Source organism: Ignavibacteriales bacterium, assembly GCA_016709765.1.
Taxonomy (GTDB): Bacteria; Bacteroidota; Ignavibacteria; order Ignavibacteriales; family Ignavibacteriaceae; genus IGN3.
Genome location: JADJMD010000013.1, coordinates 384,139 through 395,889 on the forward strand (window position 1 = coordinate 384,139; position 11,751 = coordinate 395,889).

17 protein-coding genes are annotated in these 11,751 nt (G+C 32.6%); all 17 read right to left on the reverse strand.

Annotated features, from left to right (window positions below):
• Positions 1-14: 14 nt before the first annotated feature.
• On the reverse strand, positions 15-1,277 hold the full coding sequence (locus IPJ23_11335) for a TolC family protein (protein MBK7631271.1): 1,263 nt from the start codon (positions 1,275-1,277) through the stop codon (positions 15-17).
• 2 nt (positions 1,278-1,279) lie between these two features.
• Positions 1,280-1,915: a TetR/AcrR family transcriptional regulator gene (locus tag IPJ23_11340; protein MBK7631272.1), complete on the reverse strand. Its 636-nt coding sequence runs from the start codon at positions 1,913-1,915 to the stop codon at positions 1,280-1,282.
• A gap of 57 nt (positions 1,916-1,972) precedes the next feature.
• Complete coding sequence (locus tag IPJ23_11345; protein ID MBK7631273.1) at positions 1,973-2,560, reverse strand: TetR/AcrR family transcriptional regulator; 588 nt, start codon at positions 2,558-2,560, stop codon at positions 1,973-1,975.
• A 142-nt stretch (positions 2,561-2,702) separates the two neighbouring features.
• The gene (locus tag IPJ23_11350; GenBank protein MBK7631274.1) at positions 2,703-3,017 is read right to left on the reverse strand and encodes a cupin domain-containing protein; all 315 of its coding nucleotides are present in this window, start codon (positions 3,015-3,017) and stop codon (positions 2,703-2,705) included.
• A gap of 101 nt (positions 3,018-3,118) precedes the next feature.
• Complete coding sequence (locus IPJ23_11355; protein ID MBK7631275.1) at positions 3,119-3,709, reverse strand: hypothetical protein; 591 nt, start codon at positions 3,707-3,709, stop codon at positions 3,119-3,121.
• 24 nt (positions 3,710-3,733) lie between these two features.
• Positions 3,734-3,958 carry a 4Fe-4S binding protein gene (locus IPJ23_11360; protein ID MBK7631276.1) on the reverse strand — a complete coding sequence of 75 codons (225 nt, stop codon included), beginning with the start codon at positions 3,956-3,958 and terminating at the stop codon, positions 3,734-3,736.
• Positions 3,955-4,410, reverse strand: coding sequence for a cbb3-type cytochrome c oxidase subunit I (locus IPJ23_11365; protein ID MBK7631277.1), 456 nt, complete (start codon positions 4,408-4,410; stop codon positions 3,955-3,957). The genes IPJ23_11360 and IPJ23_11365 overlap by 4 nt, the downstream gene beginning before the upstream one ends.
• Before the next feature lie 3 nt (positions 4,411-4,413).
• Positions 4,414-4,716 (reverse strand): DUF59 domain-containing protein, encoded by a 303-nt coding sequence (locus IPJ23_11370; GenBank protein ID MBK7631278.1) that lies wholly within the window; start codon positions 4,714-4,716, stop codon positions 4,414-4,416.
• Positions 4,717-4,723: 7 nt separating this feature from the next.
• Positions 4,724-5,989: a hypothetical protein gene (locus tag IPJ23_11375; protein MBK7631279.1), complete on the reverse strand. Its 1,266-nt coding sequence runs from the start codon at positions 5,987-5,989 to the stop codon at positions 4,724-4,726.
• Positions 5,990-5,991: 2 nt separating this feature from the next.
• Positions 5,992-6,801, reverse strand: coding sequence for a DUF2249 domain-containing protein (locus IPJ23_11380; GenBank protein MBK7631280.1), 810 nt, complete (start codon positions 6,799-6,801; stop codon positions 5,992-5,994).
• Between the two features lie 17 nt (positions 6,802-6,818).
• A complete protein-coding gene (locus IPJ23_11385) occupies positions 6,819-7,040 on the reverse strand; it encodes a DUF2249 domain-containing protein (GenBank protein MBK7631281.1) in 222 nt (73 codons plus the stop codon).
• A gap of 142 nt (positions 7,041-7,182) precedes the next feature.
• Positions 7,183-7,899 (reverse strand): Crp/Fnr family transcriptional regulator, encoded by a 717-nt coding sequence (locus tag IPJ23_11390; protein MBK7631282.1) that lies wholly within the window; start codon positions 7,897-7,899, stop codon positions 7,183-7,185.
• 84 nt (positions 7,900-7,983) lie between these two features.
• The gene (locus tag IPJ23_11395) at positions 7,984-9,606 is read right to left on the reverse strand and encodes a cbb3-type cytochrome c oxidase subunit I (protein ID MBK7631283.1); all 1,623 of its coding nucleotides are present in this window, start codon (positions 9,604-9,606) and stop codon (positions 7,984-7,986) included.
• Between the two features lie 41 nt (positions 9,607-9,647).
• A complete protein-coding gene (locus IPJ23_11400) occupies positions 9,648-10,196 on the reverse strand; it encodes a cytochrome C oxidase subunit II (protein ID MBK7631284.1) in 549 nt (182 codons plus the stop codon).
• Between the two features lie 62 nt (positions 10,197-10,258).
• Positions 10,259-10,669 (reverse strand): Rrf2 family transcriptional regulator, encoded by a 411-nt coding sequence (locus tag IPJ23_11405; GenBank protein MBK7631285.1) that lies wholly within the window; start codon positions 10,667-10,669, stop codon positions 10,259-10,261.
• Between the two features lie 23 nt (positions 10,670-10,692).
• Positions 10,693-11,046, reverse strand: coding sequence for a DsrE family protein (locus IPJ23_11410; GenBank protein ID MBK7631286.1), 354 nt, complete (start codon positions 11,044-11,046; stop codon positions 10,693-10,695).
• Positions 11,047-11,109: 63 nt separating this feature from the next.
• Complete coding sequence (locus IPJ23_11415) at positions 11,110-11,736, reverse strand: hypothetical protein (GenBank protein MBK7631287.1); 627 nt, start codon at positions 11,734-11,736, stop codon at positions 11,110-11,112.
• Positions 11,737-11,751: the final 15 nt, after the last annotated feature.

Sequence of the window (11,751 nt, forward strand, 5' to 3'; positions counted from 1 at the left end):
CTCTATAATATTTTTTAATTTCCTGTTGTGATTTTGTAGTTATACTGTGCGAGCAATAATTGAATTTTGTGAATCTCTAAATTTTGTTTTGAAGTATCTTCCGCATTTAAATCACGGACATAGTCACTGGAGGTAATCACCCCGTTTTCAAGTTTTGCTTTAGCTGATTCTTTAACTGAGGCTCTTAAATCAATTATACTTTTATCTACTTCAATCAATTTTTTAAGTTTATCAATTTCTTGTAGCTGCTGATTAGTGGTGATCTTTGTGTTTAGTAGGAATGTTTCCGTTTGAGCATCAATGCTTTGCAGATTTAACTGATTGATTTCACTTTCATTTCCATAGCTGTATAGATTTGATAGTGACCATGAAAATCGAATACCGGTTATGTAATACCAATCAAAATCATTTATGAACATATTCAGTCCTGGTTTTCCGTATCCACCCTGAAAAAACAAATTAGCTTTTGGAATAATTTTGGAAACAGTAATCCCATCCTGATTTTCTATCAGATTTTTCTGAGCTGAGTACATCTTCAATTCAGGTCTAATTATTTCTTCGGCAGATAGATAATCAATTTGCGGTGGAGTAGAGAAAATAGTCGATTCATTTAAACTTTCATTTATTAACAAACCAAGTATATTGATATAAGATATACGTGAAGAGTTAAGTTCAATTTTGCGCTGCTCTGTTTTTAATAGCTCTGCCCTTAAAACATTGACATCAGATTTAGTTGCTGTGCCATTTGCATAAGCAGCATCAAGTTTTGAAATGCTGGCATTTAAATCATTTATAACAAGCTCAATTTGATTTACTTGAGATTCAATAAGAATAATGCCTAAATAAATTTGATTAACTCTTTCTTTAATCTTTAATAGTTCAATCTCAATTTTTTGATCATCAATTTCATTTACAGATTCCTGAATACCAGCTTGCGAACCCATTATTCCGCCGTCATAAATTGTCTGTGTTACATCAACTGCAGCCTTATATTGATCTTTTGAGAGTCTTTGAATTACAACTCCGGGCAATGGCATTGGAACCTCTGTCACATCGGATTGATATGAAGCCTGTGCAATAAGAGTTATCTGTGGAAAGTATCCGTTCCAAATATTGCTGACGCTGTAATCCTTTGTTTTAGCAATGTAATCTTTCTGTTTTATAAGCGGATAATTTATTCTTGCCTTCTCATAGCAATCTTCAAGAGTAAGCTGCGTTTGAGGAATAATAAAATCCTGACTTATTAATAACAGGGTTATAAATAATAATCTTTTCATAATCACATCTTATTAATTGTTTGATTAAAAATTTTCTTTCCCCTTTTTTTTAGAATGCCATTTAATAGAATATTAAATGTTAGTCTGAATTCTTGATGATAAGAGTAATTAGATAAATTATCTGATTTCGATGTTGCGATTGCTCCCAAAGCGGAAGTAAAAACTTTTATTATTATTTCATCAGGTATATCAAGAATCAATTCTTTCTCTTTACCATCTTTCAAAAGTCGATTTATCAGAGGGTTAATGTGGTGAATCCTGAATTGCTCGATGTAGTCAGCTAAATCTCTAAAATCATATCTCAATCTTTCAATGGATATTTCATTGAAAGCAGAGTAGTATTGTTCAACTATTTTTGATAGCTCAATAAATTTTTTAACAGTATTTCTTTCCTCTTCAATAATATTGATTAAATATCTGTACGGGTTGTTTAATTGATTTATTATGGCAGATCTTATTATTTCTTCTTTGGTTCGGAAAGTTTTATAAATTGTTTTTTTACTTATATGTAGCTCATTTGCAATTTGATCTACTGTAAAATTCCTAAAACCCTGAGTTGATAATTTCTTCTCGATATGGTCGAGTATTCGAGATTTTAATTGATCTTCATTTTGATTTATGATTTCTATGGGTTTCATTTTTTTTATTTAAGTTTGTTATCGTTCACTAACAATATTTCAATATTTTTTTAATGATTATTCTATAAAAATTAATTTATCCAATGTTTTGATTATGCTCTTTCCTCTCTCGGACAAGGAGAAAGTGAAATTACTAAGTCTCCATTCAAGTACAATCATTCTAATTAATCCTAAAATTAAGGTTATTAAATCCTTATTATCTATTTCGGAAATTTTTCCATTTGTGCTGGATTCTTGAAGGATTGTGTTCAGCAAATTCTTCCTTTTTTTTATAATAAACATTAATCGCCGCCTCAAAATCTCACTTTGATCAAACATATCTTCGGCAAATAGTACAGAAGTCATTTCTTTCTTTTTTTCCAAAAAATCAAAATGAAATAGAATAAAATGATTAATTTTATCTTGAGTTGTTTTTTGCTTGATTATATCCTTTTCCAGCAAATGATCGAAATCCAACATTCTATTTAAGATCCCAAGAATAATATCCTCTTTATTTAAGAAGTGGCGGTATATCGCAGGTTCACTAATTTTTACTTGCTTTGCAATTTCCCTTATAGACAGGGATTGATATCCGCTCTTATGAATAATTTTTATTGCTTCATCGATGATCATTTCTTGTCTCTGTTCAGTATTTAGCCGTGACATTTTATCCTTTGAATAAATTAGTTAACATTCACTAACAAAGATAACATAAAAATATGATTTGTCAAGAGTTATTATCTTATTGTTTCTGACTTGTGACATCAATCAATGATTTTGCGAAAATAAACATAAGGTAATAAACTAATTATTTAATCATAGTCAAAAGCATTTTTGATTTTACAGTTGCTTTCAACCCGTGAGGAATATCCGCAGGTAGCACAAGTATCTCTCCTGCTTTAACATTATAAGGATTACCGCCAATCTTAATTTCCATTTCACCATCAACCATATAAACAACTGCTTCATAAGGCGAAGTATGTTCTGTTAACGATTCATCTTTATCAAATGCAAACAAAGTAATATTTCCATTGGGTTTTTTAAGAATCTGTTTACTAACGATTGAACCATTTTGATATCCGATTGTATCAATCAGCATTTCTTTATTTGTTGTTTCTGCCATTTTATTTTTTCCTTAGTGATATAACTATCTTTTAACTAATCCAGCATCTTTAAAAGTTAAGAAGTAAACTTCTAACAATTATTTAATTTTTATTCTGATGTTTAATGCCCTGAATGTGAGCCGCTGCCATGTTCAATAATATCGTGTATTGCTTCAACTGTATGCGTATAGTCAACATAAGCCGCTACAAATTCTCTTCCTATTTCAACTGAATCATCTTTTACTTTATTGAGTTCAGAAACTTTTTGATATTTATCGCGAACAACTTTATCAATATGATTATTCAGCTTGACCAAAAAATCATCCACATTTTCTTCTTTAATTGCTTTATCAGTCATTTGAATAATCGGTTTTGTAGTTCCTGCAGGTTTTAAGCCTGTGTATGGAGCACCTTCTGTTTCACGATGCAATCGAACAAGTGTCTCGAAAAAATGTTTCTCCACGATCTCATAAACTTCTTTATCTCCATTGCGCAATTCGAAGGTTTTTCGAAACAATGTTGTTATCTCTTTCTCTTGTTCTTTAGTTACCCATTTAAGAACTAAATTAACATTGTTTGTTTCGAGTGCCATTTCAGCATCTTTAATTACTGGTCCATCATAAGAATCACAGTGTGCTGATGCTGTTTTAGTGAATATGAAAATGAATGATGCAAATAACAACATCATTGAAAGTTTTGATTTGAGTAACATGTTTTATCTCCCTTAATTTTTAATTTATTTTCTTTTAATTGCATTCATCGGACAGATAGCAATACATTTTATTTTGTTTAAACCAGCACATTCGTCGCAAATTTCAGTTATAATAAAAAAATGATCCTCCGAAATCGGCGACATAAAGTTCTCTTTTATTTTCCAAACAATGCCAGGTTCATAAATCGCTTCTGTTGGACATTCTACTGCACAGGCTCCGCAGTTAATGCAATCTTCGGTAATTTTCATTTCACTTCACCTTTTGATTTTACATATTGAATTCGAACAGGTCTGATTCTTCCCCATATTGAATAAAAAAATAATCCTATAGCTAAAATTTGAAATGTCGAGGCGATCGTTATCCAGATACCTATCCAATCATAAAAGTAAAATCCCTTCATAATCTGGAGTACAAATCTTATTAATGTAGTAAATGTCATCGCCCAATATGTTATATAGATTAGCAGAGGGTTGTATTTTTTATCCTCTTTTTCTGCTTTTGGGAAAAACCACAATGCAACACCCATAATCATCATCAATACTGAACCTGCTAAAATTATATGTGTATGTGCAGTTATAATTTCTGGATAATAACCCGACTTAAAAACGTATCTAGAAAAAGACATAAAAAGTCCGCTTAATATTCCAATAATTAAAAATACTATGCTTGTTTTTATAAAATATCGTACTGTTGTAAACATAGCTTAACCTATATGTCCTAATTCCTGTCGAGCTTCATCAGTCATTTTATCAGGTGTCCATTTAGGTTCCCAGACAAGATTTATAATTACTTTTTTTTCTGGTTCTAAGTGTCCGACTACATTTTCAACCCAAGCTGAAATACTGCTGTGCATCGGACAGCCCGGCGTAGTTAGGGTCATTGTGATTACATTTGCTTCATTGTTGGATTCAACTTCATAAACGAGCCCAAGATCAACGATATTAATTCCTATCTCTGGATCAATAACACCTTTTAGAACTTCCAATATTTCTTCTTTGTTTGCCATATAGTTTTTACTTCCTGAAAATTGTTATCATATTAAATAGAAAGATTACAGAACTGATAAACATTATTGAAAATGAAATCATTACTCCTATTACACTTCCAAATGCCAAAGAGTAAAGAGAGCCGAAAACTGCTGTAATCATTAAATAGAACTCAATCTGTGCAAACTTTTCATTGAACATATCTTTTAACATCGGCACCGGTTCAAGCCCGACTTTACTGCTGTATTTGTGGTACCAAACAAGAAATGGTACAATCTTGTACATCTGTCCAACAATAAGCATAGAGATGTAACCGAAGATTATCATATAACCGTAAATAAGTGTAAGGTTGATAATGTTTTGATAATCAACAAATGCAATAAAAGTTCCGAGTATGGTTGTTAGTCCAAGCATAAGATATGCAACAACAGAAAACTTAATACCTATATCATACTTTTTTCTAATTCTGTTTTTGAAAATGATACGAATTTGAAGAAGGAAGAAAATTATCCCTAAAACAATTAGTCCGGTGAATATGTAATAAAGAAACGTTGTATCCTTGTAATGCATAATAGTAGATATCCCAAGTAAGCCTACGTTAAGAATCCAGAAGGCTAGTTTTGCATTTGTTAAAGGAAAACCATGTGAAAGAGTAAACATTGGAATAAGCTTAAATGAAACTCCCATTATCACCATAGAAACCCAGCCAATGAAAGCAATGTGTGCGTGTAAATTTAAATATTGAAGATGATCTAACTTTACGTATGGTGTCCATAGATTTATAGCCAGCAAAAGTCCTGCTATCGCAGTTACAATCAAATAGAAAATTGCCGCTGCAAGGTACCACGCAGTAACGTTCCATTTCTTAACGCTTTTCATAGTAATGATTATATTAAACGAAAAGATGAACATTGCAAGATTAAGTAGTACTGCTGAAAATGTCATATTAATTCCGGTATCGAATACCCAGAAGCAATAGACTAAACCGATAACGCCAGGCAGATAAATCCAGAACTGAATCTCCGCGAGTTTTTCACTGAACAATTTTGTTTCGAGAACTACAGGAACAAGCTGAAACATCGCACCAAATATTATCATCGTTATCCAACCGAGTGTTGCAACGTGATTGATTGAAAGAATCTTAGGATTGAAATGATGCCCCACTATTTCAGAATAATTAAGAAGTAAAAGAAAATTTAAAAGTACAAACGAAACAATGGCTGCGATAAAATATTTTGCAACTAATTTGAATGGGGGTGCATATGCAGAAACTATTGATTCGGATTGAATCATAATTAATCGTTTCTCTTTTTCATTATTACAACCTTAAAATAATTTTCATCAATCTTATTTGTAATTGCTGTGTAACCTCGTTCCTCAAGTTTTGGATAAAGCATCATCGGTTCACGATGATGATGAACAACCATTACTGTTTTTTCATCAACTCTGGAAATGTTTTCAAGTATCTTCATCATTGGTTCGGGCGGAGCTAATTCACGAACATCAAGCTCGATGACATTTTCATACTCAGCAAGAGATACCTGACTTATGTTCGATTCTACTTTTACTTTAGATTTGTTTACATCATTTTTGTAGAAGAAAACATTAAACACGCTGCCATCGTTTTCTGTCCAGTGCTCAAAACCTTTATTCTGCATTACTGAATAAAGCGGAATTGGTTCAAACGAATTTATCAAATGAAAAACTTCCTCATCTTTTAGAGATTTTACTTTTGCCATTATCTCAAGGAAAGGATCTTTTCCAGAATCGATTATCGATCTTACATCCATCTTTTGAATTTTATCAGCACTTTTGTTTTTTAGAAGTTCAGGTTTTTCTATTTGAGTCATTTTTTCTTCCGTGCTTTCTTCATTAATAGTTTCAGTAATATCTGCATTGATTGATTTATTTAATTCATTTAATAAAAGAACGAGATTCACACCTGCAATTCCAGCTGCTTGCTCAACATTCACTCTGCTTGCAAGTGTTTTTCTCAGAATTTTGTTTTTGAGCCTAGCAAAATGAGGACTAAAGTTAACCAGCAACTCGAGCGTATCTGGATATTCTGCCAGCAGCTTCGATATTTTCACATCCTTGGTAATCATTGTTGAAATATTTTTAGTTAAACTTTCGAAATATTTACACGCCAGACTTCAGGACCACGCTCGATATATTCCCAGCCAAACTGATTTGCTTTTTCTGCCTGGAACTGATAATAAAGCGGAATCGGGTCGTGATCATTTATAAGCTGAAATGCTTCGCCGCTTTGCAAATCATCAAATGTCTTCATAATTGTTGAATGCTTCTCTCGTGGTACAACTGGTCTGATATCTAGTTCTGTCATAATATTTTCCTGATTTATTATTGTTACACTTCAAACGTATAACATTGGTATACTAATTTCCTTGACTTAAGTCAGGTTTGTTATCTTTTTTGGAAAATGAAAATCGAAGGGAATGGTTTCTGGTTTTATGATATAATGAGGTTTACTTTGCGAGATCTTTTAATCTTTTTATATCATTAACAAAAATAGATTTTCCATTAACGCGGATAACACCTTCATCTTGTAATTTTTTCAGACTTCTTGATAGGGTTTCGGTAATTGTACCGAGATACGCGGCAATGGTTGTTTTGGGAACTGATAATTTCACGAAAGGTTCTGCCAGCTTTTCAGTTCCCGAAGTTTTAATTTCTTTAAGAATATATTTTGCCAAACGATTTGGTATTTCCTTTGAAGTAAGGTCCTCAACCTGATTAACCATTGCTTTTAGTCTCTTCGCAAATCCAGCAAGCATCCTAAGCGAGATTTCAGGGTTCTCATAAATTAGTTCTAAAAATCCTTCTTTTGATATACATAGTACCAGAGATTCTTCTAAACACTTTGCAGTTACAGGATAATCTGTTCCCTCAAAAAGCGGAATATCTGCAAAAGAGTTTAGAGGTTTTATGATATGGACTACTGCTTCTTTTCCATCAGATGAGACTTTATAAACTTTAATCGTACCCTTTAGTAAAATATAAAATCCTGTATAAAAATCACCTTGATGAAATAAAAAATCATTTTTCTGGAATTTTTTAACTCTGCTAAATGATGTAACTTTTCTTAAATCCTCAATACTCAACTCAGAAAAGAGGGGTAGCCTTCTTAATGTCTCTTTGCTGTCTATAGATTCAGTTGAATTGTCTTTTAGATGATTATTCATAGTAAAAAAATAGACTTATCTTCTTATAAAAAAAATCCCTTACTAATTATATTTAATAAGGGATTCCAAAAAGAGAAACAATGTTTATTTTCCTGCTGGCAACAAATCTTTTGTATTAGATTTTGCAGGCATAAAAATTCCAATAACACCTTTTAATCCAACACTCATAACGATATTAAAAAAGAAAGCAAGAAAAGCTAACAGTAAAAGAGTTCCGGAAAGTGCAGCTAAGATCATATAAAGACTATACTCACCATCAAAATAAATTGTACGTCTTAACATTCCTTTTAATCCTGCCATTCCCATAAATGCACCCATTCCAATTCCACCTAATAAATGTGCCCAGAAATGGAAGTTGGCCAACTTTTGACTGTACAGTTTTGCATTGTTAGTTACTATAGGAAATAAAAAGTAAATAGCTGAGTAAAGTGTCATTGTTAATCCAACTAATATTGCAACGTGTACGTGCGGGCCAACAATCCACTGTGTGTTGTGCAAGATTCTATTCAAACCTAAATCGGCCTGCATTATTCCAGCCGGTACAGCAAGCGCAAATCCCAACAATCCTCCTAATAAAAATTTTAGTGGATTTGTCATCTTTAATGGTCTTGCACTCCAAAGTGTTATTAAAGTTATAAAGAAAGCAAGTCCTTGTGTGATAAGCTCAAAAGCTGTTACCATTTCACCAGATAGTATCTTTAAAATCCCTGGTTGAGCCTGATCTGACATTAAATGATGTGACCAAACTGTCCAGCTAACAACCATCTCAACAAACAACGCCGCACGTGCCCAGTTTTCCATAAATAATTTTTTGCCGGTAATCAATGTTGCAAGTAAATACCAGGTGCCTGCTACAAAAATTAAAACCAATCCATCGGCAATTAAATCCAAACCCCACCAGAACCAGTTTTTATAAAGCAAAGCATCTATTGAAGAATGTTTTAAACTTGATCCTGCAATTTCTGCAATCATATAAATTAAAATTAAAACACCTGTAAAAAGTATTATACCTGCATTTAAAGCAGTATCAACAGTACCTCTTGCAATTGCAGCAACAGGTAGAGAAACCATATGTTCTTTTTTATTTTTTCTGAAAAGATTTTTTAATCCGCTTAACCCTAATGCTGAAGCTAATAATCCTTTTCCATCCTGCTTTTCCCAACCTTCCGGTGTGTAAGCAATTGTTCTAAAAATATTAAGGACAAAGAAAACAGTACCAACCATTATTAAAGCAATACCAAGAATAAAAAATGTACCGCCCCAAACGCTAAATTGATTAAAGTCTGCAGGTAATGGCCAGTACAATGTATAAAGTGGTGCATAGTGAGTTAAAAATCCTGCAAACCAAAATGTAAATGTTCCAACTGCGATTAAGCCGCAAGTCCAGTTAGCAAGTTTAATACTCCATAAAGGTTTGCTCATTAGAAATGGTACAAGAAATAAAAATGCACCAAAAACTATTGAGTAAGTTGATCCGAAAATTCCAACAAGAGGATGTGCAGTAAGCATACCAAAATATTGATCAGGTGGTATTGCTGCAATTGGTGTTACCTGGTAAACCCGCATAAGCATTCCCTCAACAAGAGCGAATAAGTAGTAAACCAATCCAACAACAACAAACCTTAAAATCATTTTTTGCATTGGAGTAAGTGAATTGGGTTTGAATAACCCCTCTTCTCCATCCATAAATGTTTGTATAAAATTCATTTCAAATCTCTTCTATTATTAAAAATTTATTATTTGATTTTTTAATCGATTACTTCAACAACGTTTTTTTCAATCATTCCGATGCCTTTTGGGCCAGAGTATTCTGTTGAGCGAATTGTATAAACTCCGGGTCTATCAAAATGCCAGAGTATATCGTTATTATGTCCGGGTAGAACCTGCATCTGGAACATCATTGTATTATCCTCACGGAATAATCCGAAACCATAAGTAAGGTCTTCTGATTTAACATTGAACATAACTTTGTCATTTGTATTGATAATCATTTTTTCTGAAGGAAGAATAAACTTATGATCAACAACCGTTATGTTAAATGTTTTATCAGGGATAATTTCTGCACGGTTCAAATCCAGTGGCTTCCACGGGATTGTTTCGTGTGTAACTATGTGAAGTGAAACCCCAAGAAGAACGAGAAAACCAACCAGGGAATAAAAAAGCGCAGGTTTAATTTCTTTAGACCCTTCGCTTTTTGTTACATTATAAGCAAACCAACCCATAAGCAGCATAATTGCCAGCACATAAAATGTGTACGCAAATGTTTGGCCAAGAAGAACTGTATTTGAATCAACCATACTACATTCCTTATAAAATAAATTAAAATGCTACCCAAACGTAGTATTTAAGTTTAAATAAATCAATTAGCTTTAGATTTATTGATTAAATCTGACAAACGTGTTTTATTTAGCATATTTATAAGGTCTTTCTGTGATCTGGTCCATATATCGTGCATTGAACAAGGATTGTCTAAAGCGCACGTATCGAAACCAAAAAAACAGCCTGGTTCTTTCTTAAATCCTTCAACTGCATCTATTATTTCCGATATTCTAATTTTATCTGCTTTTCTAGCGAGTAAAAATCCACCGCTTCTTCCCTGGATACTTTTTATTAAACCACTTTTAGAAAGGTCTGTAAGCAGTCTCTGCAAATATTTTTTAGGAATTTTAAGTTCTTTATGTAATTCCAGTGATGAATGTAATTTTTTTTCTTCACCTGCCATAAGTGCTAAAACCCTTAATGCATATTCTGTAGTTTTTGAAAAAGTCATACTATTAAATTATTAACTTATACTTAAAACGTAAACACTTTATCAGCTTCAACAGTCCACTGAGCAAGTTCACTCATATTACTCCTTGAACAGCCATCTATAAATTGAAGCGCAGCAACTCCACGCGCATCAATACATCCGCCGCAGAGTTTTACTTTTCCGCCTTTGTTTATAATGGCTTTTAACATTCTTTCGATGTTATAATATCCTTGTGGTGTGTTTTGATTTAACAATGCACCTGTTACTGAATCAGCCATTAGAAAAACATTAACTTCAACTTCAGAGTGTTCCTTCTGGATCGTCATTGCAAGTCTGCAAGCGTTATAGAATTTTTCTGTACCGTAAGGTGCATCGTTAATTAAGAAAAGTATTTTCAATTTAGATACCTTTAAATCTGAGATTTAGTGTTGAATTTAATTTAACTATTGTTGTTAAATGACTTATTTCTTGCTTTTTTTCTTTTCCAAGCGAGTTGCTTTTCCCTTCTTGTCTTTAGCCTTTTCTCTTCGAATTATGTTCGCTATTGTTTTTGCCAATTCCTGATTCACTTCAGGCATTGACATATCATCAGTGATTGCATCATAAATCTTTTGGACTTGAAAAGTTGCTTTAGTTTCTTCAGCAATCTTAGGATGATGATTGATATGATAATCAATCTTTAATTTCAAATCAGGAATTTTTTCTAAAGCTTTTTTCTGCGAAGGATAATTAACTGAGTGAAAATTTTCTAGAATGGCGATTGACCCTCTTAACTTCAGAAGGTCATCTACAGAGAATTCATTCTTATATTTTGAAAAGAAATCAGACAAAAGAGATACAACTTTATCAAACACAACTGGGATGTATGGCTTTAGTTTTCTAGCTTTGTTATAGCAAAGTATCGCATCAGTTAGAAAACTTTTTTCTTCAAGATATTGAGCTGCTAACTTCCAGCCTTTATACATCAGCTCTTCTGAAATATCATACTCTTCGCCAACAGGCAAAGCATCCAGTAATTTTTTATACTCTTTATCTTTAATATTCTTGGTAATTCTAGCTTTCAGAATTACTTCACCGGTTATATCCATAAGCTAAATAAATGA